Source organism: Streptomyces fragilis (genome assembly GCF_003112515.1).
Lineage (GTDB): Bacteria > Actinomycetota > Actinomycetes > Streptomycetales > Streptomycetaceae > Streptomyces > Streptomyces fragilis.
In genome coordinates, this window is sequence record NZ_BEVZ01000002.1 from 1,792,418 (window position 1) to 1,817,110 (window position 24,693).

Annotated in this window: 24 protein-coding genes; 13 read left to right on the plus strand and 11 right to left on the minus strand. The window is 73.8% G+C overall.

The genetic code is table 11. The features are described from left to right. Window positions 1–284 precede the first annotated feature (284 nt). Window positions 285–467: a hypothetical protein gene (locus Sfr03f_RS09545; RefSeq protein ID WP_108953203.1), complete on the plus strand. Its 183-nt coding sequence runs from the start codon at window positions 285–287 to the stop codon at window positions 465–467. A 152-nt stretch (window positions 468–619) separates the two neighbouring features. On the opposite strand, the gene Sfr03f_RS09550 is transcribed toward Sfr03f_RS09545, so the two are convergent. Continuing rightward, window positions 620–2,026, minus strand: coding sequence for a lipase maturation factor family protein (locus Sfr03f_RS09550; protein ID WP_108953204.1), 1,407 nt, complete (start codon window positions 2,024–2,026; stop codon window positions 620–622). A 108-nt stretch (window positions 2,027–2,134) separates the two neighbouring features. Here Sfr03f_RS09550 and Sfr03f_RS09555 point away from each other — a divergent pair, with 108 nt between their 5' ends. The 3 genes from Sfr03f_RS09555 (at window position 2,135) to Sfr03f_RS09565 (ending at window position 5,460) form a co-directional block, all read left to right on the plus strand. Beyond that, complete coding sequence (locus tag Sfr03f_RS09555; RefSeq protein WP_108953205.1) at window positions 2,135–2,392, plus strand: hypothetical protein; 258 nt, start codon at window positions 2,135–2,137, stop codon at window positions 2,390–2,392. Window positions 2,393–2,468: 76 nt separating this feature from the next. Next, window positions 2,469–4,544: a SpoIIE family protein phosphatase gene (locus Sfr03f_RS09560; RefSeq protein WP_108953206.1), complete on the plus strand. Its 2,076-nt coding sequence runs from the start codon at window positions 2,469–2,471 to the stop codon at window positions 4,542–4,544. Between the two features lie 49 nt (window positions 4,545–4,593). Beyond that, window positions 4,594–5,460, plus strand: coding sequence for an Fpg/Nei family DNA glycosylase (locus Sfr03f_RS09565; protein ID WP_108953207.1), 867 nt, complete (start codon window positions 4,594–4,596; stop codon window positions 5,458–5,460). Between the two features lie 159 nt (window positions 5,461–5,619). Here Sfr03f_RS09565 and Sfr03f_RS09570 read toward each other — a convergent pair whose 3' ends face one another. Then, entirely contained in the window at window positions 5,620–6,126 is a 507-nt protein-coding gene (locus Sfr03f_RS09570; RefSeq protein WP_108953208.1) for a hypothetical protein, read from the minus strand. Window positions 6,127–6,235: 109 nt separating this feature from the next. Then, on the minus strand, window positions 6,236–6,784 hold the full coding sequence (locus tag Sfr03f_RS09575) for a sigma-70 family RNA polymerase sigma factor (RefSeq protein WP_108953209.1): 549 nt from the start codon (window positions 6,782–6,784) through the stop codon (window positions 6,236–6,238). Between the two features lie 222 nt (window positions 6,785–7,006). Here Sfr03f_RS09575 and Sfr03f_RS09580 point away from each other — a divergent pair, with 222 nt between their 5' ends. Beyond that, complete coding sequence (locus tag Sfr03f_RS09580; RefSeq protein ID WP_108953210.1) at window positions 7,007–7,939, plus strand: polysaccharide deacetylase family protein; 933 nt, start codon at window positions 7,007–7,009, stop codon at window positions 7,937–7,939. A 76-nt stretch (window positions 7,940–8,015) separates the two neighbouring features. Here Sfr03f_RS09580 and Sfr03f_RS09585 read toward each other — a convergent pair whose 3' ends face one another. Beyond that, the gene (locus tag Sfr03f_RS09585; RefSeq protein ID WP_108953568.1) at window positions 8,016–8,678 is read right to left on the minus strand and encodes a class F sortase; all 663 of its coding nucleotides are present in this window, start codon (window positions 8,676–8,678) and stop codon (window positions 8,016–8,018) included. A 332-nt stretch (window positions 8,679–9,010) separates the two neighbouring features. Between Sfr03f_RS09585 and Sfr03f_RS09590 the strand changes: the two genes are divergently transcribed. Beyond that, entirely contained in the window at window positions 9,011–9,505 is a 495-nt protein-coding gene (locus tag Sfr03f_RS09590) for a hypothetical protein (RefSeq protein ID WP_108953211.1), read from the plus strand. 121 nt (window positions 9,506–9,626) lie between these two features. Here the strand turns inward: Sfr03f_RS09590 and Sfr03f_RS09595 are convergent, their stop codons facing one another. The 3 genes from Sfr03f_RS09595 to Sfr03f_RS09605 all read right to left on the minus strand — a co-directional run bounded on the left by Sfr03f_RS09595 (window position 9,627) and on the right by Sfr03f_RS09605 (window position 11,982). Beyond that, window positions 9,627–10,280 carry a hypothetical protein gene (locus Sfr03f_RS09595; protein ID WP_108953212.1) on the minus strand — a complete coding sequence of 218 codons (654 nt, stop codon included), beginning with the start codon at window positions 10,278–10,280 and terminating at the stop codon, window positions 9,627–9,629. Window positions 10,281–10,491: 211 nt separating this feature from the next. After that, entirely contained in the window at window positions 10,492–11,256 is a 765-nt protein-coding gene (locus Sfr03f_RS09600; protein WP_108953213.1) for a bestrophin-like domain, read from the minus strand. A gap of 54 nt (window positions 11,257–11,310) precedes the next feature. Continuing rightward, on the minus strand, window positions 11,311–11,982 hold the full coding sequence (locus tag Sfr03f_RS09605) for a hypothetical protein (protein WP_159105603.1): 672 nt from the start codon (window positions 11,980–11,982) through the stop codon (window positions 11,311–11,313). 330 nt (window positions 11,983–12,312) lie between these two features. Here Sfr03f_RS09605 and Sfr03f_RS09610 point away from each other — a divergent pair, with 330 nt between their 5' ends. After that, entirely contained in the window at window positions 12,313–14,439 is a 2,127-nt protein-coding gene (locus Sfr03f_RS09610) for a putative bifunctional diguanylate cyclase/phosphodiesterase (protein ID WP_108953215.1), read from the plus strand. Between the two features lie 76 nt (window positions 14,440–14,515). Further along, on the plus strand, window positions 14,516–14,791 hold the full coding sequence (locus Sfr03f_RS09615; protein ID WP_108953216.1) for a DUF1876 domain-containing protein: 276 nt from the start codon (window positions 14,516–14,518) through the stop codon (window positions 14,789–14,791). A gap of 80 nt (window positions 14,792–14,871) precedes the next feature. Here Sfr03f_RS09615 and Sfr03f_RS09620 read toward each other — a convergent pair whose 3' ends face one another. Further along, complete coding sequence (locus tag Sfr03f_RS09620; protein WP_108953217.1) at window positions 14,872–15,759, minus strand: LysR family transcriptional regulator; 888 nt, start codon at window positions 15,757–15,759, stop codon at window positions 14,872–14,874. A gap of 92 nt (window positions 15,760–15,851) precedes the next feature. Between Sfr03f_RS09620 and Sfr03f_RS09625 the strand changes: the two genes are divergently transcribed. From Sfr03f_RS09625 to Sfr03f_RS09635, 3 genes are read left to right on the plus strand one after another with little or no spacing between them, the layout of a single operon-like run. Further along, window positions 15,852–16,559 (plus strand): succinate dehydrogenase, encoded by a 708-nt coding sequence (locus tag Sfr03f_RS09625; protein ID WP_108953218.1) that lies wholly within the window; start codon window positions 15,852–15,854, stop codon window positions 16,557–16,559. A gap of 1 nt (window position 16,560) precedes the next feature. Further along, window positions 16,561–18,507 (plus strand): fumarate reductase/succinate dehydrogenase flavoprotein subunit, encoded by a 1,947-nt coding sequence (locus Sfr03f_RS09630; protein WP_108953219.1) that lies wholly within the window; start codon window positions 16,561–16,563, stop codon window positions 18,505–18,507. Further along, window positions 18,504–19,253, plus strand: coding sequence for a succinate dehydrogenase/fumarate reductase iron-sulfur subunit (locus Sfr03f_RS09635; protein WP_108953220.1), 750 nt, complete (start codon window positions 18,504–18,506; stop codon window positions 19,251–19,253). The genes Sfr03f_RS09630 and Sfr03f_RS09635 overlap by 4 nt, the downstream gene beginning before the upstream one ends. A gap of 129 nt (window positions 19,254–19,382) precedes the next feature. Here Sfr03f_RS09635 and Sfr03f_RS09640 read toward each other — a convergent pair whose 3' ends face one another. Beyond that, window positions 19,383–21,146, minus strand: coding sequence for a SpoIIE family protein phosphatase (locus Sfr03f_RS09640; protein ID WP_108953221.1), 1,764 nt, complete (start codon window positions 21,144–21,146; stop codon window positions 19,383–19,385). 178 nt (window positions 21,147–21,324) lie between these two features. Here Sfr03f_RS09640 and Sfr03f_RS09645 point away from each other — a divergent pair, with 178 nt between their 5' ends. Then, window positions 21,325–21,816: a phosphatase domain-containing protein gene (locus Sfr03f_RS09645; RefSeq protein WP_108953222.1), complete on the plus strand. Its 492-nt coding sequence runs from the start codon at window positions 21,325–21,327 to the stop codon at window positions 21,814–21,816. Between the two features lie 61 nt (window positions 21,817–21,877). Here Sfr03f_RS09645 and Sfr03f_RS09650 read toward each other — a convergent pair whose 3' ends face one another. After that, the gene (locus tag Sfr03f_RS09650; RefSeq protein ID WP_108953223.1) at window positions 21,878–22,093 is read right to left on the minus strand and encodes a dodecin; all 216 of its coding nucleotides are present in this window, start codon (window positions 22,091–22,093) and stop codon (window positions 21,878–21,880) included. Window positions 22,094–22,403: 310 nt separating this feature from the next. Here Sfr03f_RS09650 and Sfr03f_RS09655 point away from each other — a divergent pair, with 310 nt between their 5' ends. Next, on the plus strand, window positions 22,404–23,663 hold the full coding sequence (locus Sfr03f_RS09655) for an extracellular solute-binding protein (RefSeq protein ID WP_108953224.1): 1,260 nt from the start codon (window positions 22,404–22,406) through the stop codon (window positions 23,661–23,663). Between the two features lie 56 nt (window positions 23,664–23,719). On the opposite strand, the gene egtD is transcribed toward Sfr03f_RS09655, so the two are convergent. After that, window positions 23,720–24,682 (minus strand): L-histidine N(alpha)-methyltransferase, encoded by a 963-nt coding sequence (gene egtD / locus Sfr03f_RS09660; RefSeq protein ID WP_108953225.1) that lies wholly within the window; start codon window positions 24,680–24,682, stop codon window positions 23,720–23,722. Between the last annotated feature and the right edge of the window lie 11 nt (window positions 24,683–24,693).

The window sequence follows — 24,693 nt, forward strand, 5'->3', positions numbered from 1 at the left end:
CGGTGACCCGTCGGACGTGAGACGGTAACGCAAAGTTTTCGGCGCTATCGAGCGGGAGCCCGCTCATTTGGTTACTCTGGTGCTGACGGACGTCGTGGCGGGGCCGCACCTGCCCCCCACGGTCCGCCACCGGGCAGGCCGGGCACACCGGTCCGTCCGCGAAGAGATGCCGGCGCCACCGCGCTCGAACGGCCTCCCTACCGACCCGCACCCGGGAGGCGCCCGGGCGCCGAGCACAACGACGGCGCCGCGCCTCGAGGGTGACCCAACATGAGGAGTGCGCGGTGACACCGGAGAAGACGACGTCCACCACGGCGATCGCGAGTGAGAGGCCCGCCGGCCGGAGCCCGGCCGACGGCGACGGCCCCCTGGGCAGCCTGGAGGTGTGGGCCCGTTCCGCGCCCATCAGGCTGGCCGGCTACGAGGACGACCTCGCCGAGCCCCACATCCTGCCCAGCGTCGACTGACGGCCGTCGGCGGCGCCGGAAGAACGGTGCGGAGCGAACGGCGGCCGGGCCACCACCGGCCGCCGTTCGCCGTTGGCCCTTCGCGGTTCGCCGTTCGCGGTTCGCCGTTCACCGGGCCGGCGGCCAGGCGCGCCGACCGGCGCGGCCCCCGGTCAGGACAGCCGGGTGGGCGGCAGGAAGTCGCGGACGTACTCGCGCACCCAGTACGCGCCCTCGGCGCGCCGCTCGGCACGGGTGGCGAAGCGGTAGCGGAAGAGCCGCGCGCGGATCCAGCGCGGCGGCGTTTCGGGCGGGAAGGGCGAGTGCCGCAGCAGCCGCAGCGTGTCCCGGTCGCCCTCGAGCAGTTTCTCCACCAGCGCCGTGAACCAGCGGGCCGGCACCGGCGACAGCGCCAGGAACCACATCAGCCAGTCGAGCCGCAGGTGGTACGGTGCGAACTGCCGCGGCCCGCGCCGCACGTCGCCCGGCTTGCCCCGGAACTCGTAGGCGCGCCAGTCGGAGTCCTGGCGCGGCCGCTCGTCGCCCGTGCCCTCCACGACCACCTCGTGCCGCACCCGGGTCACGCTGCCGAACGCCCCGTAGGTGTTCACCAGGTGCAGCGGGTCGAAGGACCGGTTCATCGCCTGGCCGCGGGAGAGCAGGTTGCGCGCCGGCTTCCGGCTCAGCCACAGCAGCCCCGCGGCCACCGCGAGAACGGTGATCTCGTACCAGAGCGGTGCTCCCGGATCACGGCGGGGTGCGGCGCCCCACGGCCAGGCGATCACCGGCAGCGCGATCACCACCGTCAGCCAGTTGAGCCAGGCGAAGTTGCCCGAGACGATCAGCCACAGCTGGGTGACGACCATGACCGCGGCCGCCCAGGAGGCGACCGGCTGCGGGGTGAAGAGCAGGAACGGCACCGCCAGCTGGGTGACGTGGTTGGCGGCCGCCTCCACCCGGTGCACCGGGCGCGGCAGCAGGTGGAACAGACGGCTCAGCGGCCCGGGCATCGGCTGGGTCTCGTGGTGGTGGTACAGACAGGTGAGCCGGCGCCAGCACTCGTCGCCGCGCATCTTGATCAGCCCGGCGCCGAACTCCAGCCGGAAGAGCAGCCAGCGCAGCAGGAACAGCACCACCACCGGAGGGCCCACCTCGTCGTTGCCCAGCAGCACCGCGAGGAAGCCGGTCTCCAGCAGCAGCGACTCCCAGCCGAAGGCGTACCAGGTCTGGCCGATGTTCACCACCGACAGGTACAGGATCCACGGGAGCAGCCACAGCAGCATCGACGCCCACAGCGGCACCAGGTCGGCCGCTCCGGCCAGCAGCGCCGCCGAGACGGCGCACCCCGTCCAGGCGCAGGCGGCGAAGAGCCGGTCGGAGAAGCGCAGCCGGAACAGCGTCGGCGCCTGCCGCCAGGTCGTCCGCCCGAGGAACCGGGGCGCCGGCGTCAGTCCCCGCTCCCCGATCAGCGGCCGGAACTGCAGGGCGGCGGTGAGGAAGGCGACCAGGTAGACGGCGGCCAGCCCCCGCTGGAAGACCAGCCGGCCCATCCAGTACTCCGGTGCGGTGAACCACTCCACGACCTCGGCTCTCCTTCCCGGCGGCCTCCGGGTGCCCGGGGCCGGCCGACCGTGACGCCCGCTTCCGTTTGCGTGAGCGCACCGGACGCGGCAGACAATGGTGACGAAGTGCCCCGAACCGAGTGGGAGGACACCGTGCGCGCACCGATCAGGGTCGCCGTCGTCGCCTGCGCCGCCGTGCCGCTCGCGCTGCTCGGCGCCCCGCCGGCGGGGGAGCGGCCCGGCGGGAGCGGCGTCGAGCGGGCCCGCGGGCCGGAGCACGGGGTCGTCGAGGGCGGGACGGTGTCAGGAGTGGCCCCGCGCGGGGTCGCCGTCGTGGACGCGGAGAGCGTCTTCGGCAGCCCCACCGATGTCTTCGGTGGCTGAGCGGGGTCCCCGCCGGAGACCGGCCGGGGGGGAGAACGATTCGAAGAAGCGGACAAATGCTGGCAAGGTGGTCCCCATGGCCGATGGGGACACCGAGGAGACACTCCCGCAGGAGTGGCCCGCCGGCCCCGAGCCGATCCTGGCGCTCAACCGGATGGGCACCTTCGACTGGGACCTCGACACGAGCCTGTTCCACATGGACGCCCTCGCCCACGAGATCTTCGACCTGCGTCCCGAGGAGTTCGACGGCACCCTGATGGGCCTCGCCCCCCGGGTGCCCCGCACCGAGGGCCTCCGCATGGAGGAGGCGGTCACCCGGGCGATGAGGGAGGGCGCCGAGAACTACGGCGGCTACTTCCGCGTCCGGTGCCGCGACGGCAGCATGCGCTGGACCCACACCCAGGGCTACATCCGGCGCGACGACAGGGGCCGCCCCCGACGCGTCATCGGCATCGTCCGCGACGCCACCCAGGAGCTCAGGGAGAGCGAGGCGCGGCTCGAGCAGGCGGTCGAGGACGAGGCGCGCCGCCGCCAGACCGACGTCGTCCAGGCCCTCACCGCGGCCCTCTCCGCGGCCCGCACCGTCCGCGACGTGCTGCGCGTCCTCGGCGAGGCGCACCAGCGGAACCCGCTGGGCGTGTCCATGGTGGTCCTCGGACTGGTGGAGGGCGACCGCGTCGTGCTGGTCACCGAGGAACCCCAGGAGGCCGTCCCCGGGGTCCGCATCACCCGGGTGGACGAGCCGTACCCGATGAGTGAGGTGGTCCGCACCCTGCGGCCCCGCTACATCGAGTCCGCCGAGGAGTTCGCGGCCGACTACCCGATCCTGTGGGAGAAGCTGATCCCCCTGCAGATCACCGCGGGCGTGTACCTGCCGCTGATCGCCGAGGGGAAGGCGGTCGGCGCCGTCGGCCTGCTCTACAGCGGCCGCCGGAGCTTCACCCCGCAGGACCGCGCGCTGTTCGGCGCGCTCGGCGGGAGCGTGGCCCAGAGCCTGCAGCGCGCCATGCTCTACGAGCAGCAGATGGACCTCGCCCAGGGACTCCAGCAGGCGATGCTGCCCCGCACCATCCCCAGCGTGCCCGGCGCCGACATCGCCGTCCGCTACCGCTCCGCCGCCGCCGGGCGGCACATCGGCGGCGACTGGTACGACCTGATCCCGCTCCCCGGCGGCCGGGTCGGCGCCGTCATCGGCGACGTCCAGGGCCACGACACCCACGCCGCCGCCGTCATGGGCCAGCTGCGGATCGTGCTGCGCGCCTACGCGGCCGAAGGGCACACCCCGGGCACCGTGATGGCCCGCGCCTCCGTCTTCCTCCACGAACTGGACACCGACCGCTTCGCCACCTGCCTGTACGCCGAGATCGACCCGACCACCGGGGTGGTCAGGATGGTGCGCGCCGGACACCTCGACCCGATCCTGCGCGGCGGCGACGGCACCTGCCGGCGGATCCCCGTTGAGGGCGGGCTCCCGCTGGGGCTGTCCGCCGAGTTCGGCGCGCTCACCTACCCGGTCACCACCTTCGAGCTCTCCACCTTCCAGACCCTGGTGCTCTGCACCGACGGCCTGGTCGAACTCCCGGGGGACGACCTCTCCGTCGGCCTGCGCGAGCTGATGGACTACATCTCCAAGGGCCCCGACGACGTCCGCGGGCTCGCCGACGCGCTGATCGAACGGGCCGACCGCAGGGGAGGCGACGACGACGTGGCCGTCCTGCTGCTGCGCCGCCGCGGCCCCGGCCGGCAGCGCAGCGGCGGACAGCTGAGGCAGCAGGTGGTGCCCGGCGACCCGGACGCGCTCGCCGAGACCCGCCACATGATCCGTGCGGCGGTGCGGGCCTGGGGCACCGCGGAGAGGGCCGACGAGATCGAGCTGGCGGCGGACGAGCTGATCACCAACGCCCTGATGCACACCGAGGGGTGCGCCACCGTCACCCTGCGGGTGTTGCTCGGGCCGCAGCGGCTGCTGAGGATCGAGGTGGAGGACACATCCAGCGCCCTGCCGCACCGGCGTGACCCCGGCCCGGTGGGCATGAGCGGCCGCGGGCTGATGCTGGTCGACCTGCTCGCCGACAGCTGGGGCGTCGAGGCCCGCGGCGGCGGCAAGTGCGTGTGGTGCGAGTTCTCGATGACGTGGCCCGAACCCGAGTGAGACCGGGCCGGACCGGGCGGGCGGCGGCGCCCCGTGGCAGGCTGGGGGTATGCCCGAACTGCCGGAGGTGGAGGCCCTCAGGGACTTCCTCCAGGACCAGCTGGTCGGGCGGGAGATCACCCGCGTGCTCCCGCTCGCCGTCAGCGTCCTGAAGACCTACGACCCGCCCCCCTCCGCCCTGGAGGGCCGGACGGTGGCTGCCGTGCACCGGCACGGCAAGTTCCTGGACGTCGCCACCGCCGACGGAGGGCCGCGCCTGGTGACCCACCTCGCCCGGGCGGGCTGGCTGCGGTGGTACGACAGCCTCCCCGCCACCCCGCCCCGCCCCGGCAAGGGCCCGATCGCCCTGCGGGCCGCACTCGACGACGGACAGGGCTTCGACCTGACCGAGGCCGGCACGCAGAAGCGCCTCGCCGTCTATGTCGTCCATGATCCCGCCCAGGTCCCCGGCGTCGCGGGCCTGGGACCCGACCCGCTGGCCGACGACTTCGACGAGGCCCGGTTCACCGGGCTGCTGGCGGGGGAACGGCGGCAGCTGAAGGGCGCGCTGCGCGACCAGAGCCTGATCGCCGGCGTCGGCAACGCCTACAGCGACGAGATCCTGCACGCCGCGCGGATGTCCCCGTTCAAGCTCACCGGTTCGCTGACGCCGGAGGAGACCCACCGGCTCTACGAGGCGCTGCGCTCGACGCTCACCGAGGCGGTGGAACGCTCCCGCGGGGTGGCCGCCGGACGGCTCAAGGCCGAGAAGAGGAGCGGCATGCGGGTGCACGGCAGGACGGGCGAACCCTGCCCCGTCTGCGGGGACACCGTCCGCGAGGTGTCCTTCAGCGACTCCTCGCTGCAGTACTGCCCCACCTGCCAGACCGGTGGCCGCCCGCTGGCCGACCGCCGCCTGTCGCGCCTGCTCAAGTGAACCCCGGGCGCGCGCCCGCTCCCGGGCGGCGGCCCGAGGGCCCGGGGCGGCCCGAGGGCCCGGGGCGGCCCGAGGACCCGGGCGGTGGGCCCGCGGGGCGCGGAGCGTTGCGGGCGGAAGGCGTGGCGTTGCGGGCGGAGGGTGTTGCGGGCGGGGGCCTCAGAACAGGTGGATGGCCAGGTGGCCGAGCGGCAGGCCCAGCTGCCAGGCCGGGGTCCACCGCTGCGGACCGTCGTCCCCGGGCACCGGACCGCCGCCGGGCACCGCGTCCAGGTCCGGGGCCAGCAGTTCGGTCTCCTCCAGCCAGCGCCAGGCGGCCAGGGCCAGCCGCAGGTCCGGACCCGGCCGGCCGCCGCGCCCGCCGGCCTCCGCGGTCAGCGCGTCCAGCCGCCCGCGCACCCAGTCCTGCCACGGCTGGTCGTAGGCCGTCAGGGAACGCCAGGTCTCCAGCCGGGTCACCACCTGGACGCCGCTCAGTTCGCCCTCCAGGTCGGAGAGGAACACCGTCAGCGCCAGCGCCTCCCGTCCCGCCCGGTACTCGAAGGAGGCGGGCGGCATCAGGTCCCCGGAGCGCAGCAGCTCCTCGGCGATGTACTCGGCGTAGAGCCACGCCATCGGCACCGTCAGCCCGTCCGGCTCCGCGCGTCCTTCTCCTGTGTCCACCATGACTGCCTGCCTTCCTCCGGCCGTCCGCAACGAACCGATGGGAACAGCCGATTACTCAACCATGGTCATCGGCAAGGCGCTTTGCGAAGGCTTGACCCTGACCGCGGTTTCACCGCAGGTCGGGTGCGTATCCGGGAAGCACTCCGCGCAGGGCCCGCAGGGCGTAGTACGCACGGGACTTGACCGTCCCGGCGGGTATGCCGAGCGCGGCCGCGGCCTCCGCGACGCTGGCGCCCCGGAAGTACACCAGCACCAGGACGTCGCGGTGCTCGGGCGACAGCCGCCGCACCGCCTCCCGTACGTCCAGGGCCGCCGCCGACCGCTCCGCGTGGTCCGCGCACACCCGCGCGTTCTCCAGCACCGCGTCGCCCACCTCTGCGGGGCGCGCCTGCCGTGCCCGGCGGGCGTCGATGGCCAGTCTGCGGGCCACCGTGAGCAGCCAGGGGCGCACGGACTCGAAGGCGTCGTCGTGGAGGGCCGCGGGGTTCTGCCAGGCCCGGACCAGCGTCTCCTGGACCAGGTCCTCGGCACGCTGGCGGTCGCCGTCGCAGAGCCTGAGCAGCAGGGCGAAGAGGGGGCGCCCGTGCTCCCGCTGGAGCCGCGCCAGCTCGTGCTCGGCGGTCGTTCCTCGGTTCATGGTGGTCGTTGCGGCCGTCATGGCCGTATGGCACCGCACGGCGCGACGGCGAAACAGTGGGCGGGCGCGGATCTGCGGCGGACGGTCGAACGCGTCGCCGAGCGGTGCGACGAACGGTCGTCAGGAGCGGTGGAGCGGGGCGGTGGAGCGACACGCCGTGCCCTGTGCTCCACAAGGGTGCAATCACCCCCCGCCGCGCCCATCCGGGATGCGACGAGCGTTGGGCCGCGCGACTGATTAATCATGAAATTGGATGAATTGCTTGTCCGACGCGGCGTGTCCCGCCGGAGCGCGCTGATCGCGGGGGCCTCCACCCTCATGGCGGCGGGCACGGCGGGCGTCGTATCCCTCTTCTCCTCCGAGACGTCCTCCTCCGAGGCGTCGTCCGCCGGGACGGCGTCGCCCGGGGCCCCGTCGACGGGGGCTCCGTCGGCCGGGGCGGCGGGCGGGGCGCCCGGCCGGGCCGCCGGTGCGCCCGGAGCGCTCGGCCGGGCCCGCTCGCCCGTCTCGTCCTCCTACCGCCTGAGCCCGCTGGCGGGCTTCGCCCCGGTGCGTCCGGCCCGCACACCGGTCCGTGACGAACCGTTTCTGCGGGTCGGCGGCCTCGGCCGCACCGTCGTCCTCACCTTCGACGACGGCCCCGATCCCCGCTACACGCCCGAGATCCTGCGGACCCTGGGCGAACACGGGCTGCAGGCCATGTTCTTCGTCTGCGGGAACATGGCCAAGGCCAACCCGGACCTGCTGCGGCGGGTGTCCGCCGAGGGCCACGTGATCGGCAACCACACCTGGTCCCACCCGCTGCTCACCCGGCTCTCGCGCTCCGCCGTGCGCGCCGAGATGGAGCGCACCAGCGAGATCGTCGAGAAGACCTGCGGGGAGCGCCCCGCCTGGTTCCGTGCCCCCTACGGCGCCTGGAACCGGGAGGCCTACCGCTTCGGCGCGGAACTGGGCATGGAGCCGATGGCCTGGACCGTCGACACCCTCGACTGGCGCAGCCCGGGCGTCGGGGCCATCGCGGACACCGTGGAGAAGGAGGCGTCACCGGGCGCCGTGGTGCTCTCCCACGACGCCGGCGGCAACCGGTCGCAGAGCGTCCAGGCGCTGCGCCGCTACCTCCCGCGGCTGCTCGAGGAGGGCTACCACGTCGCGGTGCCCCGCCGCCGCGCGGTCTGACCGGGCGGGGGCAGGCACGACGGTGGGCCGGTACGAGCGGGTGCTCGTACCGGCCCACCGTCGTGGGAGCGACGTCTCAGTGGACCTCGACCAGGCGGGCGAAGACGACCACGTTCCCCGCGTAACCCTCCTGCGGGGAGTACCCGCCGCCACAGGTGATGACCCGCAGCTCGGGTGTGCCCGTGGAACCGTAGACGCGCTCGCCGGGGAAGTTGTTCTTGTCGTACACCTCGATGCCGTAGATCTCGAAGACGGCGAGCTTCCCGTCCTTGCGCAGCACCTCGACCCGGTTCCCCTGCTTGAGCGCGCCCAGGCCGTAGAACACCGCGGGCCCCTGCGCGTTGTCGACGTGGCCCACCAGCACCGACGTGCCGTTCTCGCCGGGGGTCACCGCGCCGCTGAACCAGCCGGCCAGGTTGGGGTCCTCCGGCGGCGGGGCGGCCACCCAGCCGTCGGGGTCCAGACCCACCGGCACGACCGGGGCGTCCACCTGGATCGCCTGGATCCGCACCCGGTCCACCTCGGAGAACGGCAACGGGGCGGGCGCTCCGGGGAAGGCCTGCGGACGGACCCGCGTATCGGTGGCGGCCACCGACGTGGGCTGCGGGGGACCGGTGTCGAACTCCCCGGATCCGTTGCGGATGAGCGCGAGCCCGGTGAGGAGCACCAGCGCCATCACGCCCCAGGGCGCGCGCCGTCGGGGCCGCTCCTCCTCTTCCGTCAGTTCGGACGCAGACATCTTCGCCATTCCCCTCTCGACGCGGCCGTCGCCGTGTCTGTCGCGATACCAGAACGCTAAGCGCGGTGCGCGCGACCGGCATCGGGGCGAAGGCGAACGGGTGGCTCCGCACCGCGCCCGTCAGCCATCCGGGGCGGCGGCGGAGAAAATTCCTGACACTCCGTGACCTGCGGAGATGACGCATCCGGTGGGGCCCTGCGGCGTGTCGGCTCACCAGGACGGCGGAAGGCCGAAATGCGGAGGAACAGCGGGCGACCCAGGGTCTGACTGGGAGGCGCTTTCTCGCCGATCGACCGGGGACGGGTCCCGGGGCGTCTTCCGCGGAGGAACACATGCGTACTCGTGCCCTGGCGGTCTCGGCCGCCGCGTTCGCCGCCATCGGGCTCGCTGCCCCGACGGCCGGCGCCTGGTCGGACCCCAGCAGCATCCAGGTCAGCCCCAGCACCATCGCCCCGGGCGGGCAGCTCACCATCACGGTGGAGGGCAGCTCCTGCCGCATGCCGGGCTCCACCGTGAGCTCGCCGGTCTTCCCGTCGACGTCCCTCAACCCGGTCAGCGGCAGCAGGACCAAGTCCACGGCCACGGTGCGGGTGAACTCCAACGCCACCGCCGGGTCGCACAGCATCACCGCCAACTGCGGTGAGGGCAGGACCCTGACCCGGTCCAACGCCTTCACCGTGCTCGGCGGCGTCCGCGGCGGCCTGGGCGGCAGCTCCCTCACCGGCGCCACGCCCACCGACGTCGCCATCGGCGGCGGGCTGGTCGCCGCCGCGGCCCTCGGCGGCGGCTTCTTCTGGATGCGCCGTCGCGCGGAGAGCCGCATCTGATCGATCCCGTCCAGCGCTCCGGGGAACGTCGCTCGCGCCGGCGTCCCGGCCCGCACCCCCGACGGGGGTGCGGGCCGGGACGCCGTTGCCGTGCCCGGAGCTCCCGGCCGGGGCCGAGGGCTCAGCCCCGCTCGTCCGTGGCCGAGGCCGTCGAGGTCGTCGAGGCGGAGCGGGTCCTGCGGTAGGCGGCGGCCAGCGCGCCGGTCACCAGCAGCGCGCCCAGGCCCAGGTCGCCCAGGTCGAACCCGGCGGTGGTCCCGCCGGCACCGGCGTGCGCCCCGTGCTCCGGCTGCCGTGAGGAATGGCCCTGGGGCGGGGGAGCGGGGACCGGCGAACCGCTGTGCCCCGGACGGCTCGGGACGGGCGCCGGACGGGTCGGCGTCGGGGTCGGTCCCGGACGGGCGGCCCGCACCCTCAGCTCGGTCACCCCCGTCTCACGTCCGCACCGGAACGAGACCTGGTGCACCGTGCCGGGACGGGCGTCGCGGTGGACACGGGTCCGGGCGGTCGTGCGGCCCTCGGGGATCGTGACCGGTGCGAAGAGGTCCGACGACACCCGTGCCGCGTGCGGACAGCCGTCCACCGACAGGGTGACCCGGCCGCCCGGGGCGACGGCCTCCGGGGAGACGGCGAAGGAGAACGAGGTGCCGCCGTCGGCGGCGCGCGGCGCGCTGCGAGCCGCGAACGCGGCCCCGGGGGTGACCGCGGTGGCGGTCATCCCCAGGACGACGGCCGATGCGACGCGTATGACTCCCGTGACGCCCGTGACGCCCATGCAGCCCTCCGGTTCTGCCGGGGCGGGCGGCGGACCTGCTCCACCGCCCTCTGCCTGCGCAGCACGCTAGGAACACGGCGGCCGGCCCGCGATCCCGCTCGGGCGAACGGGTGACGACGCTGCGCCGCACGGGTGGTCCGGCCGCCGGGCAGGTATGACGGCCGCCGGGCAGGTGTGACGGCCGCCGGGCAGGTGTGACGGCCGCCCCGGCCTACGTCGCGACGCCGGGGAACAACGCCGTGAACGGGGTGGCGTCCACGTCCATGCCCCGGCTGAACGGCGCGTCGAAGTCCCAGACCAGGAACAGCAGGAACGCGATCAGCGCGGAGAACAGACCGGCCAGCACCAGCTCCCGTGCCGTGCGCCGGATCTGGAGGGCGAAGACCATGCCGATGGTCACCATCGCGCCGATGATGAGCCCGAACCAGACCACCCCCGGCATGGTCGCCTCCGTGGCGTCCTCGCGGGCCCCGCGGGCCTGGTCCGCCACGGTCAGCTGATCGAGCAGGGGCTGGTAGGCCTGCGCCTCGTAGTCCGACGCCGGCCGGTAGTCGGTCAGGTCGTGCCGCAGGCGCGCGAGTAGCTCCGTGCCCCGGTCGGTGAGCCGGCCCTCGTCGGCCATCGTCCGCCACTCGGTGTCCACCACGTGGCCGACGTAGGCGCGTACGTCCTGCCTGATCCGGTCGCGGACCTCCGCCGGATAGGGCCGCACCCGCTCGGAGATCTCGTGCAGGGCCATCGCCTCGGCCCGCACGTGGTCCTGCGCGGCGCTGCGGGCCTCCCAGACGCCGGCGATCGCGAGACCGAGGACGATCGCGTAGACCACGCCGATCATCATCGTCATGTATTCGATCACGTCAGGCGTGTCGTCCGGGTCGTCGTCCTCCCGCGCGGTGCGCTCCCGGATGAAGGCGACCACGACGACCACGGCGCACGCGGCGGCCATCGCGAGGGCGAGTACGAGCCATTCCGGCAAGGAAATTCCTCCTGAGAAGCGGGGACGGGTCGGGAAGGGGGCGGAACGCCCGCGTCACCGGGGGCGGAGCGCCGCCACGGCGATCACCGCGGGGGCCGTGATCAGCAGGGCGAGCTGGACGAGGGAGCGACGGGGGCGCGGCGGCAGCGAGGGCACAGCGGCCTGGCGGACCGGATAGACCACGGGCTTCACCGGCGGCGGCTTCGGCCGGTGGACCACCGGCTCCGGCTCCGGCTCGGGCTTCGGCTCCGGCTTCGGCGTGGGCGGCGCGGGGCGCGGCGGCGGGGGAGGGGGCGTCCGGACGGGTGCCGGCGGCGGGGCGGCGGCGACGGGCGGGGCGACCGAGGGCGGCGCGGCGGGCGGCGGAGGAGGCGGCGGGGGCTCGGGCGTGGGCTCGGGCGGCGGAGGCGGCGGGGTGGGGGTGGGCGTCGGGGCCGGCGTGGGGGTGGGGCACCGCCCCGCCTGGGCATGGGCCCCCGTGCCGTCGAGCCGGGCGATGGCGTCCCCGGCCGCCGCGGTCAGCCCGTCGGGTCCGGCGACGGCGACCAGGCCGCCGGGGGGAACGGCGAGGCCGCCCGGCGGCGGCACCGGCCCCACCGCGACGGCTCCGCCGTCCGTGACCACGCCCGCGGCCGTGCCGTGCGGGCCGCTCGAGGCGTACGCGCAGGCGTCCGCGACGGCCTCGGCCGGCCACCCGGGGCCGGTGAGCCAGACGATCGAGGTCACCGCGAGCGCCCGTGTGGCACAAGCGAGGCGATGTCGTGTAGGTCTCTCCACGGGAGTGATCATCGTCACGGCACTCCGCGACTACGCCGGATGTGTCATCGATTGCTGCGAACGGGTGGAAATGAGGGCGCGATGTTAACGACAAGTCAGTCCAATTCGATGGACGGCCATCGGGGAGTGACCGCTATCGGATGGTCAATTTCCGTTTCTGCTCGCATGGTTGGCCGATTGATCAGTAGCCTCACCTCGACCGTCGGCCGTCTACTCCCCGGAGTGCCAGATGAACTGTCCTGCCCGTGCGTCGCGGAGCGTGGGTGGAGGCCGGCCGGCATGACGGGCGCCCAGGACTCGCCGACGGACGACCCGGAACGGTTCGCCACCGCGTGGAGCCGGGCGCTCCTGCCGGAGGCGCCGCCCGCGGAGGTGCGCGCGCTGGGGCAGCGGCTGCTGCCGGCCGCCCGAGGACTGCGGGACGCGCTGCGCGCCGCGATCCCCGACACCGCGGCGGGGCCGGCCGCCGGGGCCGCGCTGGTGGACGCCGGCCGCACGGAGCCCGAGGCGGTGGGCCGCACCCTGGAGTGCCTGGACTCCCACGCCGCCTGCTGTCTGGGCGACCGGGACGCCGACCCCGCCGTGCTGCGGGCCCGCGCCGTCCGGGTCGGGGCCGCGCTGGCCTCCGGCTTCGCCGAGGCGCTGCGCGACCGCACGGTGACCGAGCAGCGGGCGGTGGCCCGTGCCGCGCTCGGCGCCCAGGCCCAGCTCAACGAGGGCGCCACCCAGGCCCTGCACGAGAGCGAGGCCCGCTTCCGCGCCGTCTTCGAGGGCGCCGCCACCGGGATCTGGATCGCCGGACCCGACTCGACGATCCTGCAAGTCAACGGCGCGATGACCCGGATGTTCGGCGGCAACGCCGCGGCGCTGCTGGGCCGGAGCCTGACCGAGCTCACGCATGCCGAGGACGGCGCCCAGATCTGGCGGCTGCACGACGAACTGGTGCGCGGCGCCCGGGAGCACTACCGGGTGGAGAAGGCGTTCACCCGCCCCGACGGCACCGTGCTGTGGACCAACCTGACGGTGTCCCTGCTGCGCGACGCCGACGGCCGCCCGCAGTACCAGCTCGCGCTCATGGAGGACACCACCGAGCGGCGGCTGCTCAACCTGCGCCTGCGCTACGAGGCCACCCACGACGCGCTCACCGGGCTGCCCAACCGCACCCTCTTCTTCGAACGGCTGGAGAAGGCCGTGGCGGCCGGCGGGGGGCAGCGCTTCGGGCTCTGCTACCTGGACCTCGACGGCTTCAAGACGGTCAACGACAGCCTCGGCCACCAGGCGGGCGACCGGCTCCTGGTCGAGGTCGCCGACCGGCTGCAGGCCTGTGCCACCGGACCCGGCGAGATGGTGGCCCGGCTCGGCGGCGACGAGTTCGTCGCCCTGACCACCGGCGCCGGCGCCGAGCGGGGCGTCGACGAGCTGGCCGAGCGGATCATGAACGCGCTGGCGACGCCGGTGCGCATCGACGGCCGTGAACTGACCGTGCGCGGCTCCGTCGGCATCGTCGAGGGCGCGGCCGGCGAGCGGGGCGCGGCCGAGGTGCTGCGCAGCGCCGACATCACCATGTACCGGGCCAAGTCGGCCGGCGGCAACCGGTTCGAGTTCGCCGACCCGGAGGCCGACGCCCGCGCCATCAGCCGCCACCGCCTCACCAACGCGCTTCCGGCCGCCCTCGACAACGGCGAGTTCTTCATCGAGTACCAGCCGCTGGTGCGCCTGGAGGACGGCAGCGTCGGCGGCGCCGAGGCGCTGGTGCGCTGGTTGCACCCGCAGCAGGGCGTGGTGGGTCCGGACCGGTTCATCCCGCTCGCCGAGCGGACCGGGCTGATCGTGCCGCTGGGCCGCTGGGTGCTGGAGCAGGCCGTGCGGCAGGCCACGGAGTGGGAGGGCGCCACCCGGGTCAACGTCAACCTCTCCCCGTGCCAGCTCACCGACCCCGGCCTGGTGCGCGACACCGCGCGCATCCTGGAGGACGCCGGGCTGCCCCCGCAGGCGCTCTGCCTGGAGATCACCGAAACGGCGCTGGTGGGCGCGGAGGACGAGGTCCTGCGGCCGCTGCGCACCCTGTGCGAGATGGGGGTGGACATCGCCCTGGACGACTTCGGCACCGGGTACTCCAACCTGGCCGGACTGCGGCGCCTGCCGGTGAGCGAGCTGAAGCTGGACCGTTCCTTCACCCGCGGCATCCGCACGTCGCCGGCGGACCCGGTGGACGTCAAGATCGTCGAGGGGGTCGTGCGGCTGGCCCGCACGCTGGGGCTCTCGGTCACCGTGGAGGGGGTCGAGACGGCGGCCCAGGCCGAGCGGCTGCGCAAGCTGGGCTGCGACACCGCGCAGGGCTGGTACTACGCGCGTCCCGGCCCGCCGGAGCGGCTCCACCAGCTCGCCCTCGCCGACGCCTGCTGACGCCGGGCCGCACCTGCTGCGTCACGCGCGCATCGGGCGCACCCTGGAAGGAGGACCTTTCAGGAGGTGAGGCACCATGCTGCACACCGCAGTGGGATGGCACGTCGAGATGGAGTTCAAGGAGGACGACACCCGCACCCGGGCCGCCGCGCTGGTGCGGCTGCCCGACGGCAGCGAGGTCCGCGGTCACGGGCACGCCAGCCGGCACGACTCCGACGCCAACCAGCCGAGAGTGGGTGAGGAGGTCGCCGGAGCCAGGGCGCTGAACGACATCGCCCTGCAGCTGCTGGACAAGGCCCACCGGGAGATCGACGCCGCGGCCGGCCGCCCCTCCCACCCGATCTCCGTCTGACCCGTCCCCGTCACCGGCCGCGCACGGGCGGGCCCCACGGCCCCGGAGCCTTCGCGGCTCCGGGGCCGTCCCGCGCTCCGTCACCGCTCCAGGAGCAGCCGCTGCAGCTCCCGGGCGGCCCGCGGCGGCGCCACGTCGCTGCGGTGGGCCAGCGCGACGGTCCGCGACGGGACCGGCGCCGCCAGCGGCGTCACCCGCAGGCCCGCCCGCTCCGCCACCATCCGCGGCACCACGGCGACCCCGAGCCCGGCCCGGACGAAGCCGAGCACGGCGTCCATCTCGCCGCCCTCCACGGCGAAGTCCGGCTCGAACCCCGCCGCCCGGCACGCCTCGACCGTCAGTTCCCGCAGGTCGTAGCCGTGGCGGAACATCACCAGCCGTTCCCCCTCCAGGTCGGCGATCCGCACCCGGCGCGCCGACCCGCGCCCGTGCCCCGGCGGCGCGGTCTCCGGGGAGGACACCACGACCAGGTCCTCCCGCAGCAGCTCCACGGTGGTCAGCGCGGGCGACGGAGTCCGCAGCGGCAGCACCACCAGCGCCAGGTCCAGCGCACCGCGCGCCAGCTCCCGCACCAGGTCGTGCGACCCGCCCTCCTCGATCAGCAGCCGGACACCCGGATAGCGGTCGTGGAAGGCCCGCAGCACGTCCGGGAGCAGACCGGTGCACAGACTCGGCGTCGCGCCCAGCCGCACCCGTCCACGCCGCAGCTGCGCCACCTCCTGGACCTCCTGGCGGGCGGTCTCGGTGTCCGCCAGGATGCGCCGGGCCAGCGGCAGCAGCGCCTCCCCGGCGTCCGTCAGGGTGATGTTCCCGCGCGCCCGCAGGAACAGGTCCGCCCCCAACTCCCGCTCCAACGCCCTGATCTGCTGGGAGAGGGAAGGCTGCGCGACATGGACCAGTTCCGCCGCACGGGTGAAGTGCCGGGTCTCGGCGACCGCCACGAAATACCGCAGTTGCTGCAGGTGCATGCCGCGATGATAGGCCGCCATAGGCGATGCCTATCGGATCGAGGCGCACCATGTCTTGGACCGATCGGCCCAGGCGGTCGTACCTTCGCTGCATGGCTCTGGCAACGCGGACGGGCCGACGGCCGTCCAGGACACGCGCGGTGTGGGACTCGACCGTCGGCAAGAAGGCCGTGATGGCCGTCAGCGGCCTGATCATGCTGCTGTACCTGGTCGCCCACATGATCGGCAACCTCAAGGTCTTCTTCGGCCCGCAGGAGTTCAACGCCTACGGCCACTGGATCCGCACCGTCGGCGAGCCGTTCATGCACTACACGTGGACCCTGTGGATCATCCGGGTCGTGCTGGTGGCGGCGGTCGTCGCGCACGCAACGGCCGCCTACCAGCTCAGCAGGCGCGACATCGCGGCGCGCCCGGCCAAGTACGTCCACGCCAGGCGCCGGGCGAGCTACGCCACCCGCACCATGCGCTGGGGCGGCGTGATCCTCGGCCTCTTCGTCGTCTGGCACATCCTGGACCTCACCACCGGCCACGTCCACGCCGGCGGCTTCCAGGAGGGGCACCCGTACCAGAACGTGGTGGACTCCTTCTCCACCTGGTACGGCAACGTGATCTACATCGTCGCCATGCTGGCGCTAGGCCTGCACATCCGGCACGGCTTCTGGGCCGCCGCACAGACGCTCGGCGCGGGCGGCCGCAGCCGCGACCGTGCCCTCAAGGGCGTCGCCAACCTTCTCGCGCTGCTGCTCACGGCCGGTTTCGTCGCCGTCCCCGTGGGTGTGATGACCCAAGTGGTGAGCTGACATGTCCTACCTCCGCTACACGACCGGCGAGCCCGTCGCCGACACCAAGGCGCCCTCCGGTCCCGTCCACGAGCGCTGGGACCGGCGCCGCTTCGAGGCCAGGCTCGTCAACCCGGCCAACCGGCGCAAGCACACCGTCATCGTCGTCGGAACCGGCCTGGCCGGCGGCTCGGCCGGCGCCACCCTCGCCGAACAGGGCTACAAGGTCGTCCAGTTCTGCTTCCAGGACTCCCCGCGCCGGGCCCACTCGGTGGCCGCGCAGGGCGGCATCAACGCGGCGAAGAACTACCGCAACGACGGCGACTCGGTCCACCGGCTCTTCTACGACACGGTCAAGGGCGGCGACTTCCGCGCCCGCGAGTCCAACGTGCACCGGCTCGCCCAGATCTCCGTGGAGATCATCGACCAGTGCGTGGCCCAGGGCGTGCCCTTCGCCCGCGAGTACGGCGGCCTGCTCGACAACCGTTCGTTCGGCGGCGTCCAGGTCTCGCGCACCTTCTACGCCCGCGGCCAGACCGGCCAGCAGCTCCTGCTCGGCGCCTACCAGGCCCTGTCCCGGCAGGTGGCGGCCGGCAACATCGAGCTGCACCCGCGCACCGAGATGCTCGACCTGATCGTCGTCGACGGCCGCGCCCGCGGCATCGTCGCCCGCGACCTGGTCACCGGGCGGATCGACACGTACTTCGCCGACGCGGTCGTCCTGGCCACCGGCGGCTACGGCAACGTCTTCCACCTGTCGACCAACGCCATGAACTCCAACGCGACCGCCGTCTGGCGGGCACACCGGCGCGGCGCCCTGTTCGCCAACCCCTGCTTCACCCAGATCCACCCCACCTGCATCCCGCGCACCGGCGACCACCAGTCCAAGCTGACGCTGATGAGCGAGTCGCTGCGCAACGACGGCCGCATCTGGGTGCCCAAGGCGCGGGGCGACGACCGCCCGCCGAACGAGATCCCCGAGGAGGAGCGCGACTACTACCTGGAGCGCGTCTACCCGGCCTTCGGCAACCTCGTCCCCCGCGACATCGCCTCCCGCGCCGCCAAGAACGTCTGCGACGAGGGCAGGGGCGTGGGGCCCGGCGGCCAGGGCGTCTACCTCGACTTCGCGGACGCCATCGGACGCATGGGGCGCAGGAAGGTCGAGGAGAAGTACGGCAACCTCTTCGAGATGTACGAGCGGATCACCGCGGAGAACCCCTACGAGGTGCCGATGCGGATCTACCCGGCCGTGCACTACACGATGGGCGGCCTGTGGGTCGACTACGACCTGCAGACCACCGTCCCCGGACTGTTCGCCATCGGCGAGGCCAACTTCTCCGACCACGGCGCCAACCGGCTCGGCGCCTCCGCCCTGATGCAGGGCCTCGCCGACGGCTACTTCGTGCTGCCGGCCACCCTCAACGACTACCTGGCACGCCACCCGCACAGCGAGGACGTCACCGCCGCGCACCCGGCCGCCCGCGAGGCGGTGGACGCCACCCGCGAGCGCCTCCAGCGGCTGCTGTCCGTGGACGGCGACCGCACCCCCGACTCCTTCCACCGCGAACTGGGCGAGCTGATGTGGGAGCTCTGCGGCATGGCGCGCGACGAGGCCGGCCTGCGCGAGGCGCTGACCCGGATCCCGCGGATCCGCGAGGAGTTCTGGCGGCGCGTCAAGGTGCCCGGCACCGGCGAGGAGTTCAACCAGTCCCTGGAGAAGGCGAACCGCGTCGTCGACTACTTCGAACTCGCCGAGCTGATGTGCCTGGACGCCCTGCACCGCACCGAGTCCTGCGGCGGGCACTTCCGCGAGGAGTCGCAGACCCCCGACGGCGAGGCCGCGCGCAAGGACGACCAGTTCTCCTACGCGGCCGCCTGGGAGTTCACCGGCACCGGCACCGCGCCCGTGCTGCACAAGGAAGACCTGGTCTTCGAGTACGTCCACCCCACCCAGCGGAGCTACGCATGAAGCTCACCCTGCGCGTCTGGCGGCAGCGCAACGCCGCCGACGACGGCGCCATGTCCACGTACGAGGTGGACGGCATCACGCCCGACATGTCGTTCCTCGAGATGCTCGACACGCTCAACGAGAAGCTCATCCTGGAGGGCGAGGACCCCGTCGCCTTCGACCACGACTGCCGCGAGGGCATCTGCGGAGCCTGCTCCCTGGTCATCGACGGCGATGCCCACGGGCCGGAGCGCACCACCACCTGCCAGCTCCACATGCGGTCCTTCCGGGACGGCGACGTCATCGACGTCGAACCCTGGCGGGCCGCAGCCTTCCCGGTGATCAAGGACCTGGTGGTGGACCGCTCCGCGTTCGACCGCATCGTCCAGGCCGGCGGCTACATCACCGCGCCGACCGGCACCGCCCCCGAGGCGCACGCCACGCCGGTGCCCAAGCCGGACGCCGACCACGCCTTCGAGCACGCCGAGTGCATCGGCTGCGGGGCGTGCGTGGCGGCCTGCCCCAACGGCGCCGCCATGCTGTTCACCTCCGCCAAGGTCAACCACCTGAACGTCCTCCCACAGGGCGCCCCGGAGCGGGAGACCCGGGTGCTGGACATGGTGGAGGCGATGGACGCCGAGGGCTTCGGCGGCTGCACCCTGGCGGGGGAGTGCGCGACGGTGTGCCCCAAGGGCATCCCCCTGTCGTCCATCACCGACATGAACCGCGAGTGGCTGCGTGCCACGGTCAAGGGGGCGCGGCGGTAGCCGCACAAGGACCGTCCGCCGACGAGGTGCGGACGGGCGGGGCCGGCGTGGTGCTCATACCGGCCCCGCCAAGCCATCCGGGGTGCGCGCCGGCCCGGCACCGGGATCACCCCACCCCCCGTACCGGGATCACCGGGCGGGCGGCCGCCAGCGCGGCGGCCTCGCCCCGGGCTCGGCCGGGATGCGCACCGCCAGCATCGCCACGTCGTCCTCGTTGTGCGGCGGGCGGGAGCTCTCGAGGAGCTCGTCGGTGAAGTCGTCCAGGTCCCGGTGGACCAGCGCGGCGGCGTTCCGGCGGAGACGGTCGAGGCCGTCGTCGATGGAGTCGCGCGGCGACTCGACCAGGCCGTCGGTGTACAGCACGACGGTGGACCCCGCAGGCAGCACGGCGACCCCGTCGGGGCGCACCGGGGAGACGTCGAGACCGAGCAGCGGACCGTGCCCGTCGGGGAGGTAGCGCGCCTCGCCGTCAGGGGTGACCAGCAGCGGTGGCGGATGGCCCGCGTTCGTCCAGGACAGCTGGTAGTGCCCGTCCGCCGAGCAGGTCAGCCGCCCGCAGATCAGCGTGGCCATCGAGACCTCAGCGATGTTCAGGCAGGCCAGGTCCAGCCACTCGACGATCTTGCTCGGCGGGGACTGCTCGGACCAGCTGTAGGCACGGAGCATGTTGCGCAGCTGCGCCATGCCCGCCGCGGCCTCCAGGTCGTGTCCCACCACGTCCCCGACGGCCAGGACCAGGGCCCCGTCGCCCAGCACGAACGCGTCGTACCAGTCGCCCCCGACCTCCGAGTCCTCCGGCGCGGGCCGGTAACGCGCGGCCAGGCCGAGGCCGGGCACGCGCGGCAGCTGGGGCAGCAGGTGACGCTGCATCGTCTGGCCCACCGTGCGCTGCCGCTCGTACAGCCGCGCGTTGTCCAGCGCCAGGCCGGCACGGCGGGTGATGTCCTCCAGCAGCGCCAGGTGAGCCGGGGTGAACGGCTCCGGCTGCTCGCTGCGCCCCAGCGTGAGCGCGCCGAGCACCTGCCGCAGGCCGCGGATCGGCGCGATGACGGCGGAGTGCATGCCGGTGGCGTCGAACAGGCGGCGCTGCGCCACGGCGATCTCCGCGTCCGGCGGCCCGTGATAGGTCTCCGGACTCGCGATCGCCGAGGCGGCACCGCGCAGGGCCCGCGAGAGGGGCATCGGGGACTCCGGGGGGATCGGCGGCATCGGCCCCTCCAGGTCCGGCCTGCGCACCACCGTGCCGTCCTCCTGGTGGGCGACGGCGAACCGGGTCACCTCCGCGTTGCGCTCGATCAGGTCGATGACGGCCCAGTCGGCGAGCCGGGGCACCATGAGGCGGGTCAGCCTGCGCAGCGCCTCCTCGACGTCGAGGGTGCTGGTCAGCCGGGTCGTGGTCTCGGCGAGCAGGGCCAGCCGCTCCAGCTCGGAGAGGGCCGCGCCGTGCGGCTCGGCCTCCTCGGCGGCGGCCGGGGCGCCCTCCTCGCCGTCCGGGCCGGGACGCGGGGTGAAGATCACCAGCGCCAGCGTGCCGAGCCCCTCCATCCGGCACCCGGTGGCCAGCCAGCCCACCTCCGCCACCGAGCCGTCGGCGCGCCCGACCCACATGCGGTCCCCCTGCGCGGTGCGCCGGGTCAGACCGGCCTCGCGGATGCCGCAACGCGCGCGGGCGACGGTCTCCCCGTACTCGTTGCGGTGGAGCAGGTCGTGGCCGTCCTGCCCGACCATCTCCGCGGCCTCCATGCCCACGAACTCGGCGAGGGCCGGGCTGACCGCCAGGATGGTGCCCGAATCGGCGGCCATGTACGCCGGCGCGGACAGTGCGTCGAGCGCCCTGCCGATCGACGCCAGGGCCTCCCGCCTCGGCGGTGCGCCGTCCTCGTGGTCCGCCATCGGTTCCGCCGCCTCCTGGTGCTCTCGAAGGCCGGGAGGGATCGCTCCCGACCCGGTCCGGTCCATGGTGCCCGCGAGGGAGCGGTGTGACTCCTGCCCGTCGCGGAGATCAGCCGGACGCCCCCCTTCCCGCCGCGCCCGGGCGGACGCGGCGGGAAGGCCGCCTAGGCTGGGAGGCGTGACGGAGACCCGACGCCCCCTCGCCGTGTTCGACCTGGACAACACGCTCGCGGACACCGCGCACCGCCAGCGCTTCCTGGAGAAGCGGCCCAAGGACTGGGACGCCTTCTTCGACGCCGCCCCGCAGGACCCGCCGCTGGAGAAGGGCGTGGCCCTGGCCCTGGAGGCCGCCCAGGAGTGCGAGGTGGTCTACCTGACGGGCCGCCCCGAGCGGTGCCGGCGCGACACCCTGGCCTGGCTCGCGGCCCAGGGCCTGCCCGAGGGCCGGATGTGGATGCGGCGCGACCACGACCGCCGTCCGGCCCGGCACACCAAGCTGGAGATCCTGCGCGAACTGGCCCGCGACCGGGAGATCCGCATGCTGGTCGACGACGACGAGCTGGTCTGCGACGACGCGCGGCGCGCGGGTCTGCGGGTCGTCAGGGCGAGCTGGGCGGCCGGGGCGTCGGCGGGTCTGCGCGAGGCGCAGGAGCGCGAGGGCCGGACCTGACACGCCGGCCCGACGGGCGGGACCGGACACGCCGGCCCGACGGTCCGCGGGGAGCGGCCCGCTACTCGGGTTCCTCGATCCGGAAACCCACCTTCAGCCCCACCTGGTAGTGGGCGATCTCGCCGTCCTCGATGTGCCCGCGCACCTGGGTGACCTCGAACCAGTCCAGGTTCCGCACGGTGCGCGAGGCGCGTGAGACGGCGTTGCGTATCGCCTGGTCCACGCCCTCGTGGGAGCTTCCGACGATCTCGGTGACCCGGTAGACGTTGTCCGACATGGAGACGGCTCCTCTCCGGGGCGTCGCGGGGACGATGACGCCCGACTCACTCCACCGTGCCCCATGCCGGGGCGGACCGCGAGGCGTCGCCGCCGGACGCGGGGCGGTGCCCGGGTACGGGCGCGTCACCCTCCCCGGGTTCGGGCCCGCCCCGGGGCACGGGCGTGTCCGAAGCCCGACTCGAAGCCTTGACGACGTTATTGGTCCATACCAAGATATTGGTCCATACCAAAGAGGCACCCATGCGAGCCGACCGCGCTCGTCCCCCCACGGGTCTTCCTGCTGCACCCTCCACAGAACAGGAACCACCGTGAGACGTCGTCCGCTCGCCCTCATGGCCGTCTGCGCCGCCCTGACGACCACCGCCGCCTGCGGGATGCTGTCCGGCGGGCCGGGCCGTGAGACGGTCACCGTCTGGCTGATGAAGGGGACCGCCTCCGCGGACTTCCTGCGCCGCTTCACCGCCGCCTTCGAGGCGGACCACCCGGACACCCGGCTGGACATCCGCATCCAGGAGTGGACCGGCATCGGCCCCAAGGTCCAGGCCGCGATGGACCCCGAGGAGAACCCCGGAGGGCCGGACGTCATTGAGGTCGGCAACACCCAGGTGCCGCAGTACGTGGAGGGGCAGCTCTTCGACCTGACCCTGGAGGCCGTGCGCGACTGGGGCGTCGACGACTGCCTGCCGGGCCTCGCGGATCCTGGCCGCGACCGCAACCAGCAGTACGGGATCCCCTGGTACGCGGCCAACCGGGTGGTGGTCTACCGCAAGGACCTCTTCGAGGAGGCCGGTGTCACCCCGCCCCGCACCCGCGAGGAATGGCTGGAGGTGACCCGGCGGCTGGACTCCACGGGCAGTCAGGGCATCTACCTGGCCGGCCAGGACTGGTACACGCTGGCCGGCTTCATCTGGGACGAGGGCGGCGACCTCGCCGTCGAACGCACCAGCTCCTGGGAGGGGGCCCTGCACACCCCAGAGGCCCTGCGGGGCATGGAGTTCTACCGGCAGCTGCACGCGCTGGGCGAGGGCCCGGCCGACGCCGACGAGGAACACCCTCCGCAGGCCGGCGTCTTCGCCGAGGGGCGGACGGCGCAGATCATCGCGGTGCCGGGCGTGGTGCAGACCGTCCTCGCCGAGAACCCCGGGCTGAAGGACAAGATCGGCTACTTCCCCGTCCCGGGCAAGGACGCGGACCGGCCCGGCGCCGTCTTCACCGGCGGATCCGACCTCATCGTCCCGCGCAACACCGACCAGGCCGGCCGGGCCATCGACGTCATCGGGGCGCTGGTGAGCGAGAAGTGGGCCACCGACCTCGCCCGCACCATGAACTACGTCCCCAACAAGGAGAAGCTGGCCGGCGCCGTCGCCGACAACCCGGGCGTGGCGGCGATGGCCGAGGGCGCCGCGCAGGGGCGCGCCACCCCGTCCACGCCCGAGTGGGCCGAGGTGGAGGCCGACAATCCCATCAAGCGGTACATGACGGCGGTCCTCGAGGGCGGCGACGCCCGCCGCGAGGCCGAGAAGGCGTCGGAGCACATCACCGAGGTCCTGAACCCGGTCTACGGCTGAGGCGCCACCCGTCGGGTCCGAGCCGGCCCGTGCCGCTCGGGCCCGCCGCGGCCACGTCAGGACACCACGCCCAGCCAGAGGGCGAACCGGCCCTCACGGTCCGTCCACCCGTGGGCGACCTCCATCCCCACGGCCGCGAGTTCCGCCCGCACCCCCTCGGGGCGGAACTTCGCGGAGATCTCCGTGCGGATCTCCTCGCCCTCGGCGAGGTCGACGACCAGGTCGACGCCCGGGATCTTCACGGTCTGCGCCTCCCGCGCCCGCAGCCGCATCTCGATCCACTCGGCCTCCGCGTTCCACACCGCCACGTGGGCGAACAGCTCGGGCCGAAAGTCCGCGCCCAGCTCGCGGTTGACCACCCGCAGCACGTTCCGGTTGAACTCCGCGGTCACCTGCGCCGCGTCGTCGTACGCGCGGACCAGCACCCGTTCGTCCTTCACCAGGTCGGTCCCCAGCAGCAGCGCGTCACCGGGAGACAGCGACTCCCGCACGGAGGCGAGGAAACGGGAGCGCTCCGCGGGCTCCAGGTTGCCCACGGTCCCGCCGAGGAAGGCCACCAGCCGCGGGCCGGGCCCCTCGGGCAGTGCGACGTGCCCGGTGAAGTCCGCCACCACGGCGTGCACGTCCAGCCGCGGCAGCCGCTCGGCGAGCTCCTCGCCCGCCCCCCTCAGCGCGCTCTCGCTCACGTCCACCGGCACGTACAGTTCCAGGTCCGGCATGGCGTCCAGCAGCAGCCGCGTCTTCTCCGAGGATCCCGAACCCAGCTCCACCAGCGTCCGGGCCCCGGAGAACCGGGCGATCTCCGCCGACCGGTGGGTGAGGATCTCCCGCTCGGCACGCGTCGGGTAGTACTCCGGCAGCCGCGTGATCTCGTCGAAGAGTTCGCTGCCGCGCGCGTCGTAGAACCATCGCGGCGGCAGCGACCGCGGCCGGCTGCCCAGCCCGGCGAGGACGTCGGCACGCAGCGACGCCAGGGCGGCGTCCTCGGCCAGGGTGCGGGTGATGCGGAACGGGCTCACGGGCTTGCTCC